The sequence below is a fragment of the Atlantibacter hermannii genome (assembly GCF_009907385.1).
Taxonomy (GTDB): Bacteria; Pseudomonadota; Gammaproteobacteria; order Enterobacterales; family Enterobacteriaceae; genus Atlantibacter; species Atlantibacter hermannii_A.
In genome coordinates, this window is the sequence record NZ_JAAATR010000002.1 from 97,822 (window position 1) to 119,387 (window position 21,566).

Genomic DNA, 21,566 nt, shown 5'->3' on the forward strand with positions numbered 1-21,566 from the left:
GCAGTTTTTTGGGGTTTTAGTTTCGGGATCGCCACCTGGCTCAAAAAAATTATCGGAACATTGTTTTAAAATATTTGACGACTTTTCGTTCGCAGCACACACTGCGCATAATATTGATAATCCGGGTTGGCCACTATGTCGTTGAAAAAGATTGCCGTCATTGGCGAATGCATGATTGAACTGTCGCAGAAAGGCGCGGAAGTAAACCGCGGATTTGGCGGCGATACGCTGAATACTTCTGTGTATATTGCGCGTCAGGTTGATGCCCAGGCGCTGGGCGTGCACTACGTAACCGCGCTGGGTCAGGACAGCTTCAGCCAGCAGATGCTGGAAGCATGGCAGGCTGAACAGGTGCAGACATCGCTGATCCAGCGTATGGAAAACCGTTTGCCGGGCCTGTACTACATCGAAACCGACGCTACGGGCGAGCGCACCTTTTACTACTGGCGCAACGAAGCCGCCGCGCGTTTCTGGCTGGAGAGCGAGCAGGCACCGGCAATTTGCGCCGAACTGGCGCAGTTTGATTACATTTATTTAAGCGGCATCAGCCTGGCGATCTTAAGCCCGGAAAGCCGTGAGAAACTGCTGGCGCTGCTGCGCCAGTGCCGCGCCAACGGCGGGAAAGTTATTTTCGACAACAACTACCGTCCGCGCCTGTGGGCCAGCAAAGAAGTGACTCAGCAGGTTTACCAGCAGATGCTCACCTGCACCGATATCGCCTTCCTGACGCTGGACGACGAAGACGCGCTGTGGGGCGAGAAGCCGGTTGAGGACGTGGTTGCCCGCACTCAGGCGGCGGGCGTCAGCGAAGTGGTGATTAAACGCGGCGCGGATTCTTGCCTGGTGGCGATTGCCGGCGAACCGCTGCTGGACGTCCCGGCGGTGAAACTGCCGAAAGAGAAAGTGATCGACACCACCGCAGCGGGCGATTCGTTCAGCGCTGGTTATCTGGCGGTGCGCCTCACCGGCGGCGATGCCGAAGCGGCGGCGAAGCGTGGTCACCTCACCGCCAGCACCGTGATCCAGTATCGCGGCGCGATTATTCCGCGTGAGGCGATGCCGCAGTAATGTCTGCCAGCGGCGGGTAGATATCAAAGCGATGGCTTTTGGTCGTCACCGCCGACTGGGTGGCGACGCCCGCCAGCGGCGGCGCATAGTCGGGGCGTTTGACCACAATGCGTTTGGTCGCCAGACGCCGGGCGGGTTCCAGTAATCCGTCCGCGTCGATATCCGGCCCCACCAGCGACTGAAACACCCGCATCTCTTTCTTCACCAGCGCGCTTTTCTGCTTGTGGGGGAACATCGGATCGAGATACACCACCTGCGGACGCGGCGTGATATTTTCCAGCGCCGTCAGGCTGGAGGCGTGGATCAGATGCAGCCGTTCCCGCAGCCAGGGGCCGATTTCCGGGTCCTGATAGCCGCGCGCCAGACCGTCATCCAGCAGCGCCGCCACCACCGGATTGCGTTCCAGCATCCGCACATGGCACCCCACCGACGCCAGCACAAAGGCATCGCGCCCCAGTCCCGCCGTGGCATCCACCACATCCGGCAGATAATTGCCCTTAATCCCCACGGCTTTAGCGACCGCTTCGCCGCGTCCGCCGCCAAATTTGCGGCGATGGGCCATTGCGCCAGAGACAAAATCGACAAAAATCCCGCCGAGCTTAGGTTCATCGCGCTTGCGCAATTCCAGATGCTCCGCTGTTAATACCAGCGCCATCGGGTTATCCGCGTCGTGGTTCAGCCCCCAGCGCTGCGCCAGAAGTGATAAGGCGCCGTCTCCGGCGCCTGTTTCATCAATTAAACAGATGTTCACGAGTGGGGTTAACCCTTAATGCCGTAGTGTTCCAGCATCGCATCCAGTTGCGGTTCGCGGCCCCGGAAGCGTTTGAACAGCGCCATCGGCTCTTCGGAACCGCCGCGGGTCAGGATGTTGTCGAGGAACGACTGGCCGGTTTGACGGTTGAAAATCCCTTCTTCTTCAAAGCGGGAATAGGCATCCGCCGCCAGCACATCAGCCCACAGGTAGCTGTAGTAGCCCGCCGCGTAGCCGCCGGCAAAAATGTGGCTGAATGCGTGCGGGAAACGGCCCCATGACGGACCCGGGATCAGCGCCACCTGGCTCTTAATTTCCGCCAGGGTTTCGAGGATTTTCGCCCCCAGATCCGGGCTGAACTCCGCATGCAGGCGGAAATCGAACAGGCCGAACTCCAGCTGGCGCAGGATAAACATCGCCGCCTGGTAGTTTTTCGCCGCCAGCATTTTCTCCAGCAGTTCCGGCGGCAGCGGTTCGCCGGTTTCATAATGGCCGGAGATAAACGCCAGCGCGTCCGGCTCCCAGCACCAGTTTTCCATAAACTGGCTCGGCAGCTCTACCGCATCCCACGGCACCCCGCTGATGCCCGCGACCCCTGGGGTTTCGATGCGCGTCAGCATATGGTGCAGGCCGTGGCCGAATTCGTGGAACAGAGTGATCACTTCGTCGTGAGTGAACAGCGCCGGTTTGCCGTTCAGCGGACGGTTGAAGTTACAGGTGAGATAGGCCACCGGTTTTTGCAGCGAGCCGTCGGCTTTGCGCATCTGGCCGACGCAGTCGTCCATCCACGCGCCGCCGCGTTTGTTTTCACGGGCGTACAGGTCGAGATAGAAGCTGCCGCGCAGTTCGCCGCTGTCGTCATACAGTTCGAAGAAGCGCACGTCCGGATGCCAGACGTCCACGTCTTTACGCTCTTTTGCGGTAATGCCGTAAATGCGTTTAACGACTTCGAACAGACCGTTAACCGCTTTCGTTTCCGGGAAATACGGGCGCAGCTGCTCGTCGCTGATGCTGTACAGATGCTGCTTCTGTTTTTCGCTGTAGTAGGCGATATCCCACGGATGGAGTTCGTCCACGCCGTGCTCCGCTTTGGCGAATGCGCGCAACTGGGCCAGCTCTTTCTCACCCTGAGGGCGGGCGCGTTTTGCCAGATCGGTTAAGAAATCCAGCACCTGCTGTGGGTTTTCCGCCATTTTGGTGGCGAGGGATTTATGGGCGTAGTTTTCAAAGCCCAGCAGTTCCGCCAGCTCATGACGCAGCGCCAGGATCTCTTCCATAATCGGGCTGTTATCCCATTTTCCGGCGTTTGGACCCTGATCAGAGGCGCGGGTGCTGTAGGCGCGGTACATCTCTTCACGCAGCGCCTGGTTATCACAATAGGTCATCACCGGCAGATAGCTCGGGATATCCAGCGTCAGCAGATAGCCCTGCTGCTCTTTGGCTTCGGCCTGCGCTTTGGCGGCGGCCAGCGCGCTTTCCGGCATCCCGGCGAGTTCAGATTCGTCGGTAACCAGTTTGCTCCAGCCCATGGTGGCGTCGAGTACGTTATTGCTGTAGGTGGAACCCAGCTCGGACAGCCGCGCGGCGATTTCGCCATAGCGCTGCTGTTTGTCTTTTGGCAGACCGATGCCGGAAAGTTCAAAATCGCGCAGGGCATTATCCACGGCTTTTTTCTGGGCGGTGTCGAGGGCGGCGTAGTGCTCGCCGTCGCGCAGATCGCGGTACGCGTTATACAGCCCTTCATGTTGGCCGACCCAGGTGCTGTATTCAGACAGCAGCGGCAGGGTTTGCTCGTAGGCTTCGCGCAGTTCCGGGCTGTTCTGCACCGAATTAAGGTGGCTGACCGGCGAGAAAATGCGCCCTAAACGATCGTCCACTTCCGCCAGCGGCTGGCACAGCGTCTCCCAACGGTACGGCGCGCCTTTCGCGACCACTTCTTCCACACGCTGACGGCAGGCATCCAGCGCTTGCGTCACAGCGGGTACCACGTGTTCAGGTTTAATGGCGGAGAAGGGCGGCAACTCGAAAGGGACGAGTAATGGATTGGTCATAAGCGCGTTCCTGATTAAAAGGTAAGTGAAGCGCGTCGAGCGGCGCTTTGTTCATTGTGTGGTGATCTGGGGTTTAGTGTAGTGGATTTCAATGGTCGCCGTCGGCAATCCCCGGTCGGGTTAACTTTCCGGTATACTGTCGCCATACCCTTAAGATCCCATCTGGAAACGTTCTACATGCTTAGCTATCGCCACAGCTTCCACGCCGGCAACCACGCCGATGTGCTGAAGCACACTGTACAAAGCCTTATCATTGAATCCCTTAAAGAAAAAGAGAAACCGTTTCTCTATCTGGATACCCATGCGGGGGCAGGGCGCTATCAGTTAAGCGGCGAGCATGCGGAGCGTACCGGCGAATATCTCGAAGGCATCGCGCGCATCTGGCAGCAGGACGATTTACCTGCGGAACTGGAGCCGTACATCAGCGCGGTGGCGCATTTCAACCGTGGCGGGCAGCTGCGTTATTACCCTGGCTCGCCGCTGATCGCGCGCCAGCTGCTGCGCCCGCAAGACAGCATGCAGCTCACCGAACTGCATCCCAGCGATTTCCCGCTGCTGCGCGCTGAATTTCAGAAAGACGATCGCGCCACCGTCAGCCGTTCCGACGGCTATCAGCAGCTCAAGGCTAAACTGCCGCCGGTGTCGCGCCGGGGGTTGATTCTTATCGACCCGCCCTATGAAATGAAAACCGACTATCAGGCGGTGGTGACCGGGATTAAAGAAGGCTACAACCGCTTTGCGACCGGCGTGTACGCGCTGTGGTATCCGGTGGTATTGCGCCAGCAGATCAAACGTATGGTTCACGCGCTGGAAGAAACCGGCATCCGGCGTATTCTGCAAATCGAACTGGCGGTACTGCCGGACAGCGATCGTCGCGGCATGACCGCGTCGGGGATGATTGTGATTAACCCGCCGTGGAAGCTGGAACAGCAGATGAACAACGTGCTGCCCTGGCTGCACAAAAAGCTGGTGCCTGCGGGAACCGGACACGCCACCGTCAGCTGGATCGTGCCGGAATAATCGCAGCCATCGATGGAACCTTTTGATTTCAGGTATACAATCGCGGCAATCAGACATTAAGGACCAGAATCATGACCAGACATTACGACTACCTCGCTATCGGCGGCGGCAGCGGCGGTATTGCCTCCATTAACCGGGCAGCCATGTACGGGAAGAAGTGCGCGCTGATTGAAGCCAAAGAGCTGGGCGGCACCTGCGTCAACGTCGGTTGCGTGCCGAAAAAAGTGATGTGGCATGCGGCGCAAATCGCGGAAGCTATCCATCTGTACGGCCCGGATTACGGTTTCGATACCACCGTGAATCATTTCGACTGGAAAAAGCTGGTCGCCAGCCGTACCGCCTATATCGATCGCATTCATACCTCGTATGAGACGGTACTGAAGAAAAATATTGTCGATGTGATCCGTGGTTTTGCGCGTTTTGTTGATGCGCATACCGTGGAAGTGAACGGCGAGACCATCACCGCTGATCATATTCTGATTGCCACTGGCGGTCGTCCGTCTATCCCGTCGGTTCCGGGCGCGGAATACGGTATTGATTCCGATGGCTTTTTTGAGCTGGACGCGATGCCAAAACGCGTTGCGGTCGTCGGCGCGGGTTACATCGCCGTGGAAATCGCCGGCGTGGTTAACGCGCTGGGCGCGGATACCCATCTGTTCGTGCGTAAACACGCGCCGCTGCGTAACTTTGATCCGCTGATTGTGGAAACGCTGGTGGAAGTGATCAACACCGAAGGCCCGACGCTGCACACGCAGGCGATCCCGGAAGCGGTGGTGAAAAACGCCGACGGCAGCCTGACGCTGCAACTGGAAGATGGCCGTAGCGAAACCGTTGACTGCCTGATTTGGGCGATTGGCCGTGAACCGGCGAACGATACCTTCAACCTGGAAGCGACAGGCGTTAAAACCAACGAAAAAGGGTATATCGTCGTCGATAAGTTCCAGAATACCAGCGTTGAGGGCATTTACGCGGTGGGCGATAACACCGGCGCGGTAGAGCTGACGCCGGTTGCCGTTGCTGCCGGACGCCGTCTCTCCGAGCGCCTGTTTAACAACAAGCCGGAAGAGCATCTGGATTACACCAACATCCCGACCGTGGTGTTCAGCCACCCGCCGATCGGCACCGTGGGCCTGACCGAACCGCAGGCGCGCGAGCAGTACGGCGACGATCAGGTGAAAGTGTATAAATCATCTTTCACCGCGATGTACACCGCCGTGACCTCTCACCGCCAGCCGTGCCGCATGAAATTAGTGTGCGTCGGCCCGGAAGAGAAAATTGTCGGCATCCACGGAATTGGCTTCGGCATGGATGAGATCCTGCAAGGCTTCGCGGTGGCGCTGAAAATGGGCGCGACCAAGAAAGACTTTGATAATACCGTGGCGATCCACCCGACGGCGGCGGAAGAGTTTGTGACAATGCGTTAATTCGCCGTCAGGATTAATGAAAACAGTGCCCGCCTGAACGGTGGGCATTTTTTTTGCCCGTCACGTCCCGATGGGCGTTCGTTGGAAACAAGCGGCTCAAGGCCATTCAGGGATACGTGGCGATGCACGTCATCTTTTCCCCGTCCACCCGATACACTGATTCCGTCAGCCCGGCCATGACCCACTGCTGATACCCGTCTTCAGGGCAGGCGATCCAGATACACAGCCCGCAGCCGCCGCGCAGCTGGCGTGGGATATCGGTAACGCGAAAATCGCTTCCCGCCGCCTGGAGCGCCCGGCGGGTTTTCACCACGCCGAGGGTACTGTGAAACAGAAACAGGTATTCGGTCATCGGCGTTTCCCCGGCTGCTGGCCGATCAGCGCCGCGCCGACCGCCCCGGCATACTGGGCGTCGGGATGGGTTTGCACCGTCATGCCCACGTGTTGCGTCAGCTTCTCGACAAACACGGCGCAGTGGCTGACGCCGCCGGTAAACAGCACCGGCCCCTGCGCCGACAGCCTGCCGATAAAGTTTGCGCTACGACGCGCCATGGCGTTGACGATCCCGGCCAGAATGGCTTCCGGGGCGACACCCGCCGAACGCAGGCTGATGACTTCTGATTCCGCAAATACCGTACACATGCTGGTGATGGCGTGCGGCTCCACGCCATGGGTAATCGCGTCGAGCTGGTCAACGCTGGCGCCGAGGGTACGGGAAATCACTTCCAGAAAGCGTCCGGTGCCGGCGGCGCATTTGTCGTTCATCAGAAAGTCGGTGAGGTTGCCCTGCTCGTCGAGCTGGATGACTTTACTGTCCTGGCCGCCGATGTCGATCACCGTGCGGGTGTCCGGCACCAGCAGGCGCGCGCCCAGACCGTGGCAGGAAATTTCCGTGACCTGTTTATCGGCGAAATCCACCAGTTGCCGCCCATAGCCGGTGAGGGTGAGAAACGGGCGTTCATCCAGCCCGGCGCTGAGGTTTTGCCAGGCATCGCGGATGGCCGTTTCCGGGCGGAACGGCGTCGGGCACAGGAAGCGGCGCACAATCGCGCCGTCCTGCAACAGAACGCCTTTGGTGGTGGTCGAACCGGAATCTATGCCTACTGATACAGCCACAACCGCTCCTTAAAGCATTTCGATAAAGGCCGCCACGCGAGTGCTGAGTTGCCCGATATCCGAGGTAGAGTAATCGGTCTCGATAGCGATATACGGGATGTGGTGGTTTTCACGCACGTGGCGCTTAATCGCCAGCGATTCAACGGCGTAGGTATGACAGGCCTGCAAAATCACATCCACCACGCCGTCAGCCTGGTACTCTTCCACCATCTGGCTAAGCAGTTTCAGGCGCTGGTCGTTCGGGGAAATGCAGGAACAGCCAATCGCCAGATATTTGTCGGTCAGCGCGTCGTAGACATCGCCGGTTTCATCCACGCAGTGTTCGGTCGCTTTCGCGCCGGTGCAGTTTTCAAAGCCCACCACCCAGCCGCCGTTCTCCTCAATGGCGCGCACCACTTTTTCCGCCGCGCCGCCGATGGGGCAACCGGTGATCAGAATACGCGGGCGGGCTTCCAGCCGCTTGCCGTCCTGCCACTCCTGGCGCACGCGCGCCGCCATGCCGTTCAGTTCGTCGATCAGCGCTTTTTTGTCGAAGCGGAAGGTCGCGCCGTACACCACTTTGAGGATATCCATGCCGCTGAGCGCTGGCGGATTAAGCTGCCCGACGTGGTAAAAATTGGCGGTCGCGCGGCGCTCCTGGTTTTTCAGCGCGATAGCATCCCGCAGCGCCTGCTCGGTGATTGTCGCGCCAAAACGCTGTTCAACAGCCTCTTTCAGGCGATGGATTTCCGCTTTCCATAACGCGCGGGACGCGGCATCGACGGCGCTGTTCGGGAGTTGCATCACATGCACGGCCTTAAAATCGGCCATGTACTCGTACATCTTTTTCTTGCCGTCGCAGGTGGTTTCACCCACCACCAGGTCAGAGAAATAGAAGTAGGGGCATTTATCGGTTTTCCCGAAACCGTAGCTGCTTTTAATCAGCGGGCACAGGTTGCGCGGCAGGTCTTTTTCGGCTTCTTCGATGGTCTCATCGGAAGTGGAGCACAGCGAGACGACCACCGCGCCGGCCGCCATGGGGATCTCCTGAGGCATAAAGGTGCAATAGGTTCCAACCAGCGGAACGCCTTGCTCTTTGAGATCCATGACGGTGATAAAACCTTTCTGACGGGCTTCGGAGAACTGATCGAAAATGGCGGGTAATTCAGTGATAAGAGACATATTTTTCCTTCCCCGTTACACGGGCGAGAGTAAAATTGGCCCCGCATTATAGCCATACAATATAAAAGGTTTTCTTGATCTCTCCCGGGTGCAGGCAACTCTTACGCGTTGTTGCGACGGCGTTCACTTTTTTAACCATAATGCAGCGCCAGGTCTTGATGGTATAAAGCATTCTGAACGATAACCTGTACAGAGAATGTTAATGCGGCGCTTAATTAACCAGAAAGTTATTAATTGAATATGCTCATATTAATTTAACGCTGTGCATTTTGTAACCCATTAAATCCTGTACAGTCACAGCGTATATAAATCTCAAGCCTCACACGTTTATCAATAAAATACATACTTTACGCGTATTGTGCCCCTCGTTTTGCCTGCTGATATTTTTATATGGCTCGCAGTGGGGAAAAAACAATGTCAGAAGAGGATGGTAATACAACATTAAAGCGTCTTGACGAGCAGATAAGCTGGTATGCCCGCAAAAGCCGCATAGCCTGCTTCCTATATAAATCATTGAAAATATTGCAGATAATGATATCCGCCATTATCCCGTTGATTTCATTATTTATTAATGAGGAAGCCGAAAGAATTATGGCCGTTCTGGGCGTTATCATTCTTTTCATTGAGGGCTTGCAGCAGTTAAATCAGTATCAACAAACCTGGTTAATATACCGTTCGACCTGTGAAATGCTTAAACATGAGAAATATACTTACCTTGCAGGCGCCGGGGTTTATACAACGGCGGATAATGCAGAAATAATGCTTTCAGAGAGAACGGAAGCACTGATGTTGCAGGAGCATTCCAGGTGGTACTCGTTACAGGAAAAAACGCATAGCTCGGCCCAAACGAACGGTAAATAAAAGCCGGCCCCCGACAGGTGAGGCAACATGAAACTGCATGCTTTTGTCGCTATGCCTTTTGGCGTAAAAAATGACAGTCAGGGCCGTAGGATTGATTTTACCCGGGTTTATCAGGAATTAATTAAGCCGGGGCTGGAAATGGCTTTGCCAGATATCAGCACGAACAACGACGCAGAGCATGACACCTGTTGCGGTGTGAATATTGCCAACGTGGTTTTTAACCCGCTGTATTCAGAGAAATCGTCTCTGGCTACCTCAGAAGCGGAAGCAGACGATCAGCGTGACGAAGCCCTTTTTGATACGCGCTTTAGCGCCTTAAAAATCGAGTCAGGCCGCGACCAGCCTGTGGTGCTTGGCGTACCGCCATGGGGAGAAAGGTTACGGGAAAAACTGCGTGAAAGCGTTTATCAATCAACATCACCAAGCCATCATTGAGCAAAACGGTGACGGCTCTGTGAGCCGTCACCGGTGACGTTATTTCTTCGGCTTTTTCGCCGGCGATTTGCTGGCGGCGGCTTCATTTTCGATCGGCGGAACCGAGCCGATATCGGTGCCGGTCACCGGGTTAACCGAAGGATCGGACGCGGTACGTGCAATCATGCTATCCAGATTGGCTTTCTGCGAGGCAGGAAGCTGAACGCTTGCCAGGCCGTCGCCGCCATCTACTGCGGGTTGCGGATCGGCGACATAGGTGAAGTTCTCGTCGGAATTCCAGCTGCCGCGCATTTCGTCGCCTTCGGACATATTGAAATAGACGTTGGAGTATTGTTCGATCGGCGGCAATTTCCCGGCCGGGAAATTATTGCGAATCGAATACAACGCTTTCTCAAATGAAATCTGGTGCGCGACTTCACGCGTCATCAGGAAGCCCAGCGCGTCTTTTACACCAGGGTCGTCGGTCAGGTTGATCAGGCGCTCATAGATGATTTTGGCGCGGGCTTCCGCCGCAATGTTGGAGCGCAAATCGGCGGTAACTTCGCCGATGGTGTCGATGTACGCCGCTGTCCAGGGTACACCCGCCGAGTTCACCAGCGCCGGGCCGCCGCCATACAGCAGCGAGGTGAGGTGGCTGTCATTGCCGTTGCCGGTAATGGTGCGATAAAGCTCGCCTTCTTTTTCTGTGCCTTCGGCCATGTCGCCTTTGGCGCCTTTGTTCAGCATCCCCACCAGTGAACCAATGATTTCCAGGTGGCTCAGCTCCTCGGTGGCGATATCCATCAGCATATCTTTACGGCCTGGATCGTCATCGCCCAGCCCCTGAGTAAAGTAGCGGCACGCCGCTGCCAGCTCGCCCTGTGGGCCGCCAAACTGTTCGAGCAGCAGGTTCGCCAGGCCGGGATTCGGTTCTGATACGCGCACTGTGTACTGTAGTTTTTTAACATGTCTGAACATGGCTCACTCCGCAAAAGTAAAAGGCAGTAAAATGCCCGCGTTAGCGGCGGGCATCCTGCAAAAGAAGGGATTATTTTTTGGCTTCGACGCCAGGGGCGGCGTCACGAACCAGGAACTGCTCGGTGACATCCGGAATATGATTTAACGCCCACTCCGCCATAGCGATTTCCTGCTCGCGGATCTGTTCAAAGATGCGTGCGCCTTCCTGGTCGCCGACCAGCTGCGCCGCCGCAATCAGCGAGGTGTAGCAAGCCACTTCAAAGTGTTCAAAGGCATAGCTGCTGAGCGCGCCTTTCACCACTTCGTCATCGGCAAACATACCGCCCATCGCCTGGCCGGTAGCCGCCATCTTGCCCATCACGTCTTTGAAGGTGGAGTTGGAGGTGTTATGACGATCGATAACGGACTGAATCAGCGTTTGCTGCTGGCGAGTTTCTTCAATGTGTTGCTCAATGCGCGCTTTCAGATCCGGATAGTGCTCCAGTCGTCCAGCCATTTTTTCAAGCATGGATTCAGCCTGTTTCTCCATCGCATGCGCATCTCTTACCCAGTCCAGATAGTTTTCTTCGTAAGTCGTTGCCATGATTATTCCTCTTAGATTAAACACCTTATCGAAAATCTCCCGGCGCGTTTTCGACACCTGTGATCCTCGTCGAAAATAACGGTCGGCTTATTCTCCGTTCCGTTCTGCAATAACAGAACCACCCACGGATAAATACCAGGTCTTCGATTGATCGGTAGTTTTTTCAGACCGTAACCCATCGTTTTTTAATAAAAAATAATGAGTATTATCGTCGTGCCAGTTTTTTTCTCTGGCCTGGATAAGGATAGACGCCAAAGCCCGATTGATCCTCGGTTGTGGCCGATTAGAATAGTTTCAGGATTTTTCTTAAATGCGCTGCTATAAAACTTTACAGATAAAGCATGCGTCGGCATTCAGGGTTTGTTACTGAAAATATTTTATATATTTCGCCATCACCATTTTGCTGAAAACGAAGCGGTAAATAAAATGTGTGTGCAAAAATAAATTTCGGGTGGCGCTTGCTGTCAGGCGCAAAAAATAACGTAAAACGGCCCGGTAAAAATAGCCAAAACCCGGCGGTGAAATTAAAAAATTTGATAAAACAGTTTATATGATATATCAGCGCGACGCGGAGGGGTAAAAGCGTAAAAATCAACGCTGCGTTTACCCTGGCGCTATGAAACTTTTCGGATTATCGCCGATACTACAGACTTCATAAAACCAACGAGACGACCCTATGAAAGGCCCACTCTCACCGTTTATGCATCTGGCCGTTTCCTTTGCCATCTGGATGCTGATTTATTATCTGTCCGGTCTGGTCTCGCTGCAGCTTGACGATCCGAGCCTTGATTTCTCCATCGTCTGGTTCCCGGCAGGGGTCGCGACGGCGGCGTTTCTGTGCGCGCCCTGGCGGCAATGGTGGCTGTTTCTCGCCGGCTTCATTGTTCTGAATCTGATTCTGGACAACACCACCACGGAAAACTTTCCCACTAACCTGATGTTTGCCGTGTTATCCATGCCGTCCACGATGGCTATCGCCTGGCTTGTGAGACGGTTTTCACGTGAAGGCGATGATCTGCACCAAATCGTGATGTGGTTGATTGCAACGGTGCTGGTGAGCGTGGTGGATGCGCTGGTGCTGTCGTCCGGGCTGTGGTTCTTCCGCAATGAATCCTTTACCGGCACCTTCTGGCCGGGCTTAATCGCCGACGTCACCGGCATTTTGTTTGCCACGACGATTATTATGGGCTTCCTGAATAACCATCTGCGCACCGAAGGTATGCACCGCAGGATAATGATTGCCGGGTGCTTTGTCTGGGTGCTGCTGATCCTGATTACGACCTGGATATTCAGCGATTCGGTGAAATATGTCACCGATGCATTTAATACTCACCGCTACGATGTACTGCGTTTTGCCGCAGCCTGTATTCCCATCGTGTTAACGGTGGCGCTGGCGATATTGTGGGGTAACCGGGGCGGCTCCTTTGCGTTATTAACCCTCGGCGCGATTGTTATTTGGTTCTCGATCCAAAAAATGGGACCGTTCTTTATTAAAGGGCTGCGCACCGGTGAGCCGCTGCTGATTGCCCAGTGTTATTTAACCGCGACGGCGCTATTAATGGTGTTTATTCGGGTATTAACCCGCAGTGCCCAGCGGCTGGATAATCGCACCGGCGTACAGAGCGCGCGCGATGCTATTTACCAGCTCAATCTGGTTACCGGGCAGCTGTACTGGGATCACACGCTGGATGTGCTTGACGACATCGCCACCAATGAACTGACCGACAAAGAAAAAATGCTGGCGCGCGTTCATCCGGACGACCGCGAGAAATTCCAGCGCCAGTGGAGCGATATCGGGCAGGCGCATAAGCTGCCGACTATCTCATTTCGCTTTAAAGATAAAAATGACCGCTGGGTGACCATCACCGATAGCGGCAACGTGCTGATTAATAATCAGGCGCAACCCATCATTATCGGCAACTGGCGAATCAGTGGCACAACCACATTCAGTTAAGCGCAGAGAGGCGGAGAGTCGTTATGTTACAAATCGCATTATTGCTTTTCGGTGCTCAATTTGTCCGTGATAAAGCCAAATATCTCTGGATAAGCGGCCTATTATGGGGTATCGCAGGGGTATTAATTTTTATTGATGGCTTTGACGGACAAACGTATTTCCCGCTGAAAACCTTTGGCATCGTGTTGTTATTAGAGAGCCTGATTACCCTTAGCGTGGCGGCAAGCGGGATCGGCGCGCAAAAAGCGGTGCTTTATTTTAAAGGCGGTGTCTTTTTCTTCGTCTCGTTAATTATGCTGGTGGACGCCCGCTACAGTAATATTCTGCTGTCGGTCATTTTCGGCTTCTCGTATTTCGTGATCGGCCTGTTCGTTATTGCCTCCGCCTGGGTGGTGCGTTTCCCGCGCTGGCGCGCGTCGCTGATTATGGGCTGCCTGCAAATCGCCTTTGCCGGGTTTTTAATTACCCATTCCAGCGCGACGGTGTCGTTTTTCCTGGGCGTATTGATGATAGCGGGCAGCATTAATACGCTGCGCGTGGCGATGCGGGCAAGGCAGTTGAAAAATGCCACCTCGGTGTTCCAGCTGATGGTGCCGCGTGAATTTGCCAAAGGCTTTACCACCAAAGTGAAAGGCAGCCCGGCCCCGGAAAAGGTCGCCGGGACGCTGACGCCGCCGCTGGAATTTACCTCGCCGCTGACGGTGCATATCTGGACGCCGGAGGGATCCGCCAATGAACCGGCGGTGCCGCGCCCGGTCATCAACCGCTATATTGCCGCCGTGGATGCCCACGGCGTGATCTCGACCGGCCATGCGGCGCTGGAGGCCTCGCCCCATGTCTACGTGAGCCTGTATCCGGCGGAGGATATCGACCGCTCGCCGTCCGAGTTTTTCCGCCTGCTGAAAGCCACCCACGACAACGACATTGCCGGGAAATACCAGCCGGATTACGTTACCGAATCCAGCAACTGGTGCCATTCCGATAAGAAAATCCATTTCCACGGCTTTAACGGCGAGGCGCTGCACCGCTTCTGGACGAACTATCGCAAAGATGAAATTTATAATCTGACTTACCGCAACTGCTCAAGCAGCGTGGCGTATTCGCTGGAGGCGGCCCTCGACGGGGTGTTAGCCAACCGGCGGGGCAGCTGGCTGACCACCCTGAAAGTGTTGTTTATGCCGGAGCTGTGGATTGCGTCGCAGGTGCGTAAACGAGCCTTAACCATGGCCTGGACGCCGGGCCTGGTAATGGATTACGCCCGGGCGCTGAGCGCCATCGTACATCCGGTTCCCCAGCCCTGGTATAAACGCATGCCGTGGAAATGGCGTTCCACGGCGCGGGACCAGGCGAGTTAAAACGACCAAACCAGCCCGGATTCAATATCGGCGAGGATGTTGTCGTCCACCATCGGGCTGTGGCGAATCGTTGAGGGCAGGAAGGTGATACGCGGTTGCAGATAGAAATGCAGATCGTCGGTCACCTTCCAGTCTGCAGCTACCGCCAGCCAGGGCGCGAAAGCGTCATTCGGCGACCAGGCCTTCAGGCCCGATTTCGCGGCTTCCCGCTCGCTGATACCGTAGTAATAACGCGCCAGTTTGTCGCTATACCAGTCGATGCCCGCCTGAGGATAAATCGTCACCGGCTCGGCAACGATCTGTCCGGCCCAGGCCAGCGTTGCCATCAGGCCGTTGCTGGTATTGAGCGTGTCGCCGGAAAACTCCCCGCGAAACGCGCCGATATCCGTGATGCGCTGATAGCTCACTCCGGCCATCATGGTGCTGTGGCGGGTCTCCAGTTGGCGGATCGCCCACTGGCGGGCATTGTCCGGATCGAATTCCACATCCAGATACCAGACGCGCGCCTTGAATTCGTTTTTGTCGTCATTAACGAAATAGACGCCCGCTTCGGTGCCGTCCAGATAAACGATCTTATTGTCATAGCCCAGATAGGGAATGAACGAATAGTCGGTTTTATAGCTTTTGTAGGGGTTGAACTGCGCTTCGCCTTCAACGCCCAGACCCATCTCCGCCGCTGTGGCTCCGCTCAGCGGTAGCCATAACGCCATCCCGATGGCGGCACTATTTCTCTTCATCTTGAATCCCTTATTGTTATGGCTCACGGTAGCCTGGCCGGATCCGTTGTGAATAATCCTCATTGAGGATGCCGGTAACGGGCGCGACTTTGCTATTGGCCCGTAACGCTTCAATGGTTAACGTGTTGTCGAGCAACCCTAAATCGTAGCAATACCGATCGACATGGCCGCTAAACAGCACCATCCAGTTATATTTAAAATCCGGCGCGGCTTTACGGCTGTGGCGTAGGATATTGGTCGTGCAGTTATTTCTCAGCGTGTTGTAAAATTCATCGTTATTTTTCAGGCTGTTAATCCGCCCGGCATAATCTAAAAATACCTGCCGGCATACCTCTTTGGTCACGTTGACCCGATAAATATAGACGTCCTCTTTACGGATATTGGCCCGCACGCCGATTAAATCTCTTTCATCCGCGACCACATAAATGAGTTCATAAGTATTGAAGAACCCTTTCCAGGTAGAATAATGTTGTGACGCCCGACGCCGGGTTTCAATGGAAATCGCCACATAGTCGCCACCGGAAAAACCAAAAGAAAGAAACACATGGGCAATATGTCGGCTGGACCAGTAAGAGATAACCAGATCGACACTGGCGATATCATCCAGATTAAGCGTTTTGTCCTGCCATTCAAAATGCAGCGTATTATCAATCATTAAGGCATTACGAAAGTTCCTGATGGTAAAGCTATTGTCTTGCCCAAACAGGATTTCCGGTTTTTCTTCATAACCGGGAAACCAGTGGAGCTTGTTGTTATCCCGAAAGAATAACCGTTTAACCACTCCGCACTCCTTATTTTTAACGCTATATTGATAATTGGTTGATAAATCCAGGCGTAAGCTTCAGTCATTAAGCAAGCCCGCTACTGAATGGTGATCGTGATGAATCGAAATAACCGTAAAGCTAATCCATTTACTAAACCAAAATTTCTGGTGCTGATGACCTGTATTTATTTTGTCATCATCCTGGGCTGCGACTATCTTTCTGAAATCGTGCAGAAAAAGATGGGCTATGAATTGAACCCGCATATCGTTGCGCCATTGATAATCGCCCTGGTTACCTGGTTTGCTTACAAAGCGGTGACCGCCAAAAAAACATCATAGCGTAAAGGAGAAAAAAATGATCTTCTGAAAGAATGCGTTTGACATCAACCTCCCGAGTTAAAGATAGCCCGTCATCGCCTGAAGCCTGACGGGCTATTTTATTAGCCGCGTTCGTTTCCCGGATATATTATATTTCAGTAAAAATAATCTCCCTGAGCGCAATGACTTTTTGTCAAATAAAAAGGCATTTGCTACGCTACCTGAGCCTCATTCTTCTGACACGCTGTCTTTTATAAGGCCACCACAATGCGAAAAATAACCTCGTCGTTAATTATGCTTCTGGGTCTTTGTTCGTTTGGCAGTTATGGGCAATTAATTGAAATGAAAACACAACGGCTGACGCCGCTGGACGTTTCCACCATCAAAATTGTTTATAACACGCCCGTCACCAATGCCAGCATCGCCGACTTAATGAAAGCGCTGGATGGCGTTACCATGAATTACCCGAACACGAAACAGGTCAGTCTGTATATCAATAGCCCCGGTGGGGATATGGATGCCGGTTACGCGGGATATGAAGCCATTAAAAACTTTTCATTATCGATTGAAACCGTCAACCTGTCGCAAGTCGCCTCTGCCGCGACTCTCCTGTATTGCGCGGCACCCAACCGTCGCAGTATGCCCGACGCGCTGTTCCTTCTGCATCCTGCGGCGCTGACCATGCACAATGTCTCTGGCGATTTAAAGCCTAACGATATCAAAACCCTCAGCCAGTCCCTTTCTATGGGCAATAACTTCTTCGCGTCGATTTATAAAAGCTGCACTAAATATGATGAAGCGGAGCTGGATACGATTTTATCCAGCGAGGCGAATCGCAAGCTGCTGTATTACAAAGAGGCGCAAGCCGAGGGGTTAATTACCCAGACGGCGACCGATATGAAACCCACCGACGTGGCGTACTACATTAACTAGCCGCCAGCCCACGTACCCCGTGCGCGCTACGCGCGGCGCGCACCCCGTCCAGCACCGCGGCGGCCATAACTTCCGCCGCCAGCATTCCGACGATATTGACGCTGGCATCCACGCCGCCGGTGGTGGCGGCAAACAGCGTATCGCCGTCGCTCAGGGTGTGTACCGGGTAAATGGTGCGCGCCAGGCCGTCATGGGCCATTTGCGCCACTTTCTGCATCTGGCTTTTGGTGAAGGCGGCGTTACAACAGATAATCCCGATGGTGGTGTTGGTGCCCGCGCTGAAGTGGCTGTCGCGGTTATTCAGCACGCTGGTCTGTAAATCAAGCAGGTTGCCCTGTGCATCGCAGGCACCGGCAATAGTTTGCCCGGTATGCGGATCGCGAATTTCGCCTACCGCGTTGACCGCGACCATCGCCGCGACGATTAACCCATCCGGCCCGGTGGCCGATGCCGTACCCAACCCGCCCTTCATGGCTTTTTCCATCCCCGCCATTTTGCCGAGGGTGGCCCCGACGCCTGCGCCGGTATTGCCGGACGGGAACGGCTTTTCCGATGCGGCATTCACCGCGCGGTAGCCCATCCGGGCATCGGGCCGCACCGCCGGGTCGCCAAAGGTTAAATCAAACAGTACCGCCGCCGGCACGATGGGCACCACCGTCACGCCGACGTCAAAGCCGATGTTGCGCTGCTCCAGCCACCGCATCACGCCAGAAGCGGCATCCAGCCCGAAAGCACTGCCGCCGCTCAGCACGACCGCGTGAACCTTGTCGATAAGGTTGGTGGGATTGAGTAAATCGGTTTCGCGGGTGCCGGGCGCCGCGCCGCGGACGTCCACGCCGCACACGGCGCCCGCTTCGAACAGCACCACGCTGCAACCGGTCTGCTTTAACGCATCGGCGGCATGACCCACTTTGACGCCGGGAACATCAACAATACTGCCGTGTGCGCTTTGCATGTATGTCTCCCCAGGCTAGTTGATTTCGTTATAGATGGCTTTCTGGATCGCCGCCCATTTTTCATCGCTTTTATCGCGGGTGGCGGCGGCTCGCGCCTGGGCCTGAGCCGCATCGTTGGCCTGCCGCTTCACCACGGCGGGCGTGGTGCAGAACGCTTTTAAATACGTTTTACGAATGGAGGTGAATGGCTGCCCCTGCGACAGCGCGTGCCCGAGGTTGGCGATCATCCGCCGACAGGGTTTGGGCTCGTTCATTTGCATACGATAGCTGAGCAGCAGATCCAGCACGTTATGCTGCTTGCTCGCCAGCGCCTGTTCGGTCCAGGAGACTTTCCATTCCATGCCCGCCTGTAGAAATAGCCGGGCGATGCGGTCATCATCGCGGTCAATAGCGGAGCGAAAATGGTTTTCGTCCCAGGCGATACCCAGACGATTTAATTGCTGGCGCGGCGTGCTTTCGCGCGCGTCAAGGGGTTCTACGGGGGCGGCATAGGCCACTGACGGGCTTGCCGTCACGGGTTTTCGGTTCTGGTTTACCAGGTGCAGCCCGCCCACGGCAATTGCCACCGCCACCAGCCCCACAGCCCCCCATAACACGCCGACCACCAGCTGCTCGCGCTGTTCACGGGTGCGCGGCGGCTTGTGGCGTGGCGAATCAATCACATCACGGATCTCGAAAATATCGCCGCTCATCGCCTGATGCTTTTGTTCGGCGTCGGCAAACCAGGCCTCCAGCTCGTTATCATCACAGGCGCTGAAGCTGGCCGGATCCACCGGGGTTTTGCCCTGCACATAGCGTTGCCGTAGGGGCGCGGTAATGGCGGTGGCGTAATTCTCCAGCAGCGTCATCTGCACCGGGGAAAGCGACTGCTGGCCCAGCGCGTGATTGCGGATCAAACGCACATCGTCCAGAAACGTCAGCAGGGATTTACGGGGTTCAACCAGAAAACTTAACGCGCCGCTTTCCGGGAAATGGGCGGCGTAATGTTTGGCGAACTCTTTTTTATCCACCACCAGTTGCGCCAGCTCGCTAAACTGCATGCCGCTGAGAATGTCGCCAGGTTTGGCGAATTTGAGCCAGCGCCGCACTTTGTTGGCCCCAAAGAGCAGTTTGAGATGGTTCACCCGCGCGACCTCATCCGGCCAGGCTTCACGGATAAGTCCCTTAAGAGTGAGCTCCAGGCTTCGTAGTTGAACGCGCGCGGCGCGCGGCTGCGGCGGCTGGCTGAGCGCCAGTTCCGTGTTGTAATGCAGCAAAGGTTGGCGCAGGCGGACCCGTTCCAGCGTCGCGACAAAACGCAGCGCGGCGATCAGCGCCGTGGAACTGACCTCGGCCCCGCTTTCATACTGCGGCACCAACTGCTGGAGGTGGCGCAACTGGAGAGTAAACTGCGACAGTTCGGCATCGTTGACGTGCAGCCGCTTCGCCACCAGCCCCCAGCTGCCGAGATGCTGCCGGGCGTTATCCATCTGCTGTAAAAACCATTGCGGATCTTTGGCTTCCGCAACCGGATTGCCGAGCAGGGAGAGGATCGCTTTTGACGCTTCACGTATCGTCTGCAAGGCCGCTTCGAATTGTTCTCTTGCGATAAGCTGTGCTGAACGAGTCATGGTTATCCTTACACTCGTTAATGCGCTACGCCGCTTTGTCCGGCATAGCGCCTGATCATTATGATTATGTATATTGCTGTGTTGAGACGTTCTGACAGTTAACTCAAAGATAGACTATTCACTCGTCATACCATCGGGCGAAAAGCATTCGATATATTCTTTAATTAACAGGAGCCCGTGTGCAACCGGCAGACTACGTAACTTCAACCCGCATCACTTATCAACAAATCACCCCGGAAGACTGGGCTTTTTTTGTCGCGCTCCAGCGCGATCCGCGTATTTCGCGCTATCTGGCGTCGTCCCGCGACGATGAAGCCATGCGCGTCGCGTTTGACAGCCGATTACCGCGCTGGGAGCCGGGCAGCAATCACTGGCTGTGCCTGGTGATGCGCGAAAAGCGCGGCGGTGAGCCGTTCGGCGTGACGGGGTTTATCGATCGCGGCGACGGGATTGCGGAAGTCGGGTATCTGCTGGCGACGCGGGTGCACGGTCAGGGGCTGGGCTATGAATCGTTGCAGGCGATTTGCGACTACGCGTTTCAGATCTGCGGCTACCGGAAACTGGTGGCGACGGTGACGGTAGGCAATGAGCCGTCGAAGCGGGTGCTGGAAAAGGCCGGATTTGTGCTGGAAGGGACGCTGCGGGAAAACTACTTTCTCGACGAACGCTGGCAGGACGACTGGTTGTTCGGCCTGCTGGCGCGTGAATTTACGCCGGGCTGATAGCGCCGCCCGGCGTGTCCAGGCATCAGATATACATGCCGCCCGACACTTCAATGCGCTGGGCATTCATCCAGCCGAGGCCGTCGCCCAGCAGCGCGGCGATAGCCTCGCCAATATCATCCGGCAGGCCTACGCGCCCTAAGGCGGTTTGCGCCGCGATAGCCTTATTCAGTTCGGCGTTGTCGCGCACCGCGCCGCCGCCGAAGTCGGTTTCAATCGCACCCGGGGCGATGATATTGGCGGAGATGCCGCGGGCGCCCAGCTCTTTGGCCTGATAGTGAGTAAGCACTTCCATCGCACCTTTCATGGCGGCGTAGGCCGAATAGCCCGGCAGTGCAAATCGCGTCAGGCCGCTGGAGACGTTCAGGATACGTCCGCCATTTTTCATCAGCGGTAACAGATGCTGCGTCAAAAAGAAGGGTCCTTTGAAGTGAATGTTCACTAACTGATCGAACTGCGCCTCGGTAATGTCAGTAAACGGCGCGTTAATGCCGATCCCGGCATTGTTCAATAAATAGTCGAAGCTATCGCGCTGCCAGACGTGTTTAAGCTGTTGCTTCACTTCATTGGCGAATGCGGAAAAACTCGCGCTTTCGGCGACGTTAAGCTGTAATGCCAGCGCTTTTACGCCTTTTTTCTCAATTTCTCGCACCACGTCATCCGCGTCTTCACGCTGGCTGTTGTAGGTGAGGATAATGGCAATTCCCTTCTCAGCCAGCTTTAGCGCTGCGTTTTTCCCAAGGCCGCGGCTGCCGCCGGTCACAATTGCGATACGTTGCGTCATAAAAACC

Annotated in this window: 22 protein-coding genes; 10 read left to right on the forward strand and 12 right to left on the reverse strand. The window is 55.5% G+C overall.

Annotated elements, in window-relative coordinates:
- Positions 1 to 135: 135 nt before the first annotated feature.
- Positions 136 to 1,068 carry a 2-dehydro-3-deoxygluconokinase gene (gene kdgK, locus GV764_RS00765; protein ID WP_161658650.1) on the forward strand — a complete coding sequence of 311 codons (933 nt, stop codon included), beginning with the start codon at positions 136 to 138 and terminating at the stop codon, positions 1,066 to 1,068.
- Here the strand turns inward: kdgK and rsmJ are convergent.
- On the reverse strand, positions 1,040 to 1,819 hold the full coding sequence (rsmJ, locus tag GV764_RS00770; RefSeq protein ID WP_161658651.1) for a 16S rRNA (guanine(1516)-N(2))-methyltransferase RsmJ: 780 nt from the start codon (positions 1,817 to 1,819) through the stop codon (positions 1,040 to 1,042). The two genes, kdgK and rsmJ, sit on opposite strands and share 29 nt — an antisense overlap.
- Positions 1,820 to 1,827: 8 nt before the next feature.
- Complete coding sequence (prlC, locus tag GV764_RS00775) at positions 1,828 to 3,870, reverse strand: oligopeptidase A (RefSeq protein ID WP_161658652.1); 2,043 nt, start codon at positions 3,868 to 3,870, stop codon at positions 1,828 to 1,830.
- 177 nt (positions 3,871 to 4,047) lie between these two features.
- Between prlC and GV764_RS00780 the strand changes: the two genes are divergently transcribed.
- A complete protein-coding gene (locus tag GV764_RS00780) occupies positions 4,048 to 4,890 on the forward strand; it encodes a 23S rRNA (adenine(2030)-N(6))-methyltransferase RlmJ (RefSeq protein ID WP_161658653.1) in 843 nt (280 codons plus the stop codon).
- A 71-nt stretch (positions 4,891 to 4,961) separates the two neighbouring features.
- Positions 4,962 to 6,314 (forward strand): glutathione-disulfide reductase, encoded by a 1,353-nt coding sequence (gene gorA / locus GV764_RS00785; RefSeq protein WP_161658654.1) that lies wholly within the window; start codon positions 4,962 to 4,964, stop codon positions 6,312 to 6,314.
- 106 nt (positions 6,315 to 6,420) lie between these two features.
- Here the strand turns inward: gorA and GV764_RS00790 are convergent, their stop codons facing one another.
- The 3 genes from GV764_RS00790 to GV764_RS00800 are packed head-to-tail and all read right to left on the reverse strand — an operon-like array spanning position 6,421 to position 8,591.
- Positions 6,421 to 6,666: a putative Se/S carrier protein gene (locus GV764_RS00790; protein ID WP_161658655.1), complete on the reverse strand. Its 246-nt coding sequence runs from the start codon at positions 6,664 to 6,666 to the stop codon at positions 6,421 to 6,423.
- Positions 6,663 to 7,430, reverse strand: coding sequence for a putative 2-hydroxyacyl-CoA dehydratase activator YjiL (gene yjiL / locus GV764_RS00795; protein ID WP_161658656.1), 768 nt, complete (start codon positions 7,428 to 7,430; stop codon positions 6,663 to 6,665). Before yjiL ends, GV764_RS00790 begins: the two co-directional genes overlap by 4 nt.
- Before the next feature lie 9 nt (positions 7,431 to 7,439).
- A complete protein-coding gene (locus tag GV764_RS00800) occupies positions 7,440 to 8,591 on the reverse strand; it encodes a double-cubane-cluster-containing anaerobic reductase (RefSeq protein WP_161658657.1) in 1,152 nt (383 codons plus the stop codon).
- 414 nt (positions 8,592 to 9,005) lie between these two features.
- On the opposite strand from GV764_RS00800, the gene GV764_RS00805 reads away from it, so the two are divergent.
- Positions 9,006 to 9,452: a DUF4231 domain-containing protein gene (locus GV764_RS00805; RefSeq protein WP_161658658.1), complete on the forward strand. Its 447-nt coding sequence runs from the start codon at positions 9,006 to 9,008 to the stop codon at positions 9,450 to 9,452.
- Between the two features lie 27 nt (positions 9,453 to 9,479).
- Positions 9,480 to 9,887 (forward strand): hypothetical protein, encoded by a 408-nt coding sequence (locus GV764_RS00810; RefSeq protein WP_161658659.1) that lies wholly within the window; start codon positions 9,480 to 9,482, stop codon positions 9,885 to 9,887.
- A gap of 39 nt (positions 9,888 to 9,926) precedes the next feature.
- Here GV764_RS00810 and GV764_RS00815 read toward each other — a convergent pair whose 3' ends face one another.
- Positions 9,927 to 10,844, reverse strand: a complete 918-nt coding sequence (locus GV764_RS00815; RefSeq protein WP_161658660.1) for a manganese catalase family protein — start codon at positions 10,842 to 10,844, stop codon at positions 9,927 to 9,929.
- 70 nt (positions 10,845 to 10,914) lie between these two features.
- Entirely contained in the window at positions 10,915 to 11,427 is a 513-nt protein-coding gene (locus GV764_RS00820) for a ferritin-like domain-containing protein (protein WP_161658661.1), read from the reverse strand.
- A gap of 676 nt (positions 11,428 to 12,103) precedes the next feature.
- Here GV764_RS00820 and GV764_RS00825 point away from each other — a divergent pair.
- Both GV764_RS00825 and GV764_RS00830 read left to right on the forward strand, forming a co-directional pair.
- Complete coding sequence (locus GV764_RS00825) at positions 12,104 to 13,381, forward strand: MASE1 domain-containing protein (RefSeq protein ID WP_161658662.1); 1,278 nt, start codon at positions 12,104 to 12,106, stop codon at positions 13,379 to 13,381.
- A gap of 23 nt (positions 13,382 to 13,404) precedes the next feature.
- The gene (locus GV764_RS00830; protein WP_161658663.1) at positions 13,405 to 14,736 is read left to right on the forward strand and encodes an HdeD family acid-resistance protein; all 1,332 of its coding nucleotides are present in this window, start codon (positions 13,405 to 13,407) and stop codon (positions 14,734 to 14,736) included.
- On the opposite strand, the gene GV764_RS00835 is transcribed toward GV764_RS00830, so the two are convergent.
- Together GV764_RS00835 and GV764_RS00840 are read right to left on the reverse strand one after the other, a co-directional pair.
- Positions 14,733 to 15,473, reverse strand: a complete 741-nt coding sequence (locus GV764_RS00835) for a MipA/OmpV family protein (RefSeq protein ID WP_161658664.1) — start codon at positions 15,471 to 15,473, stop codon at positions 14,733 to 14,735. The genes GV764_RS00830 and GV764_RS00835 overlap by 4 nt on opposite strands.
- 16 nt (positions 15,474 to 15,489) lie before the next feature.
- Positions 15,490 to 16,254: an Lnb N-terminal periplasmic domain-containing protein gene (locus GV764_RS00840; RefSeq protein ID WP_161658665.1), complete on the reverse strand. Its 765-nt coding sequence runs from the start codon at positions 16,252 to 16,254 to the stop codon at positions 15,490 to 15,492.
- A 99-nt stretch (positions 16,255 to 16,353) separates the two neighbouring features.
- On the opposite strand from GV764_RS00840, the gene GV764_RS00845 reads away from it, so the two are divergent.
- Positions 16,354 to 16,575, forward strand: coding sequence for a hypothetical protein (locus GV764_RS00845; protein ID WP_161658666.1), 222 nt, complete (start codon positions 16,354 to 16,356; stop codon positions 16,573 to 16,575).
- Between the two features lie 321 nt (positions 16,576 to 16,896).
- The gene (locus tag GV764_RS00850) at positions 16,897 to 17,487 is read left to right on the forward strand and encodes an ATP-dependent Clp protease proteolytic subunit (protein ID WP_161658667.1); all 591 of its coding nucleotides are present in this window, start codon (positions 16,897 to 16,899) and stop codon (positions 17,485 to 17,487) included.
- Here GV764_RS00850 and GV764_RS00855 read toward each other — a convergent pair.
- Both GV764_RS00855 and GV764_RS00860 read right to left on the reverse strand, forming a co-directional pair.
- Positions 17,480 to 18,442 (reverse strand): P1 family peptidase, encoded by a 963-nt coding sequence (locus tag GV764_RS00855; RefSeq protein WP_161658668.1) that lies wholly within the window; start codon positions 18,440 to 18,442, stop codon positions 17,480 to 17,482. The two genes, GV764_RS00850 and GV764_RS00855, sit on opposite strands and share 8 nt — an antisense overlap.
- Positions 18,443 to 18,457: 15 nt before the next feature.
- The gene (locus GV764_RS00860; protein WP_161658669.1) at positions 18,458 to 20,053 is read right to left on the reverse strand and encodes an STY4199 family HEPN domain-containing protein; all 1,596 of its coding nucleotides are present in this window, start codon (positions 20,051 to 20,053) and stop codon (positions 18,458 to 18,460) included.
- 179 nt (positions 20,054 to 20,232) lie between these two features.
- On the opposite strand from GV764_RS00860, the gene GV764_RS00865 reads away from it, so the two are divergent.
- The gene (locus GV764_RS00865; RefSeq protein ID WP_161658670.1) at positions 20,233 to 20,775 is read left to right on the forward strand and encodes a GNAT family N-acetyltransferase; all 543 of its coding nucleotides are present in this window, start codon (positions 20,233 to 20,235) and stop codon (positions 20,773 to 20,775) included.
- Between the two features lie 25 nt (positions 20,776 to 20,800).
- On the opposite strand, the gene GV764_RS00870 is transcribed toward GV764_RS00865, so the two are convergent.
- Positions 20,801 to 21,559: an SDR family NAD(P)-dependent oxidoreductase gene (locus GV764_RS00870; protein WP_161658671.1), complete on the reverse strand. Its 759-nt coding sequence runs from the start codon at positions 21,557 to 21,559 to the stop codon at positions 20,801 to 20,803.
- Positions 21,560 to 21,566: the final 7 nt, after the last annotated feature.

Coding starts and splice junctions, on each gene's coding strand:
- kdgK (WP_161658650.1), top strand. CDS start 136: ATGTCGTTGAAAAAGATTGCCGTCATTGGCGAATGCATGATTGAACTG.
- prlC (WP_161658652.1), bottom strand. CDS start 3,870: ATGACCAATCCATTACTCGTCCCTTTCGAGTTGCCGCCCTTCTCCGCC.
- GV764_RS00780 (WP_161658653.1), top strand. CDS start 4,048: ATGCTTAGCTATCGCCACAGCTTCCACGCCGGCAACCACGCCGATGTG.
- gorA (WP_161658654.1), top strand. CDS start 4,962: ATGACCAGACATTACGACTACCTCGCTATCGGCGGCGGCAGCGGCGGT.
- GV764_RS00790 (WP_161658655.1), bottom strand. CDS start 6,666: ATGACCGAATACCTGTTTCTGTTTCACAGTACCCTCGGCGTGGTGAAA.
- GV764_RS00800 (WP_161658657.1), bottom strand. CDS start 8,591: ATGTCTCTTATCACTGAATTACCCGCCATTTTCGATCAGTTCTCCGAA.
- GV764_RS00805 (WP_161658658.1), top strand. CDS start 9,006: ATGTCAGAAGAGGATGGTAATACAACATTAAAGCGTCTTGACGAGCAG.
- GV764_RS00810 (WP_161658659.1), top strand. CDS start 9,480: ATGAAACTGCATGCTTTTGTCGCTATGCCTTTTGGCGTAAAAAATGAC.
- GV764_RS00815 (WP_161658660.1), bottom strand. CDS start 10,844: ATGTTCAGACATGTTAAAAAACTACAGTACACAGTGCGCGTATCAGAA.
- GV764_RS00820 (WP_161658661.1), bottom strand. CDS start 11,427: ATGGCAACGACTTACGAAGAAAACTATCTGGACTGGGTAAGAGATGCG.
- GV764_RS00825 (WP_161658662.1), top strand. CDS start 12,104: ATGAAAGGCCCACTCTCACCGTTTATGCATCTGGCCGTTTCCTTTGCC.
- GV764_RS00830 (WP_161658663.1), top strand. CDS start 13,405: ATGTTACAAATCGCATTATTGCTTTTCGGTGCTCAATTTGTCCGTGAT.
- GV764_RS00835 (WP_161658664.1), bottom strand. CDS start 15,473: ATGAAGAGAAATAGTGCCGCCATCGGGATGGCGTTATGGCTACCGCTG.
- GV764_RS00845 (WP_161658666.1), top strand. CDS start 16,354: ATGAATCGAAATAACCGTAAAGCTAATCCATTTACTAAACCAAAATTT.
- GV764_RS00850 (WP_161658667.1), top strand. CDS start 16,897: ATGAAAACACAACGGCTGACGCCGCTGGACGTTTCCACCATCAAAATT.
- GV764_RS00855 (WP_161658668.1), bottom strand. CDS start 18,442: ATGCAAAGCGCACACGGCAGTATTGTTGATGTTCCCGGCGTCAAAGTG.
- GV764_RS00860 (WP_161658669.1), bottom strand. CDS start 20,053: ATGACTCGTTCAGCACAGCTTATCGCAAGAGAACAATTCGAAGCGGCC.
- GV764_RS00870 (WP_161658671.1), bottom strand. CDS start 21,559: ATGACGCAACGTATCGCAATTGTGACCGGCGGCAGCCGCGGCCTTGGG.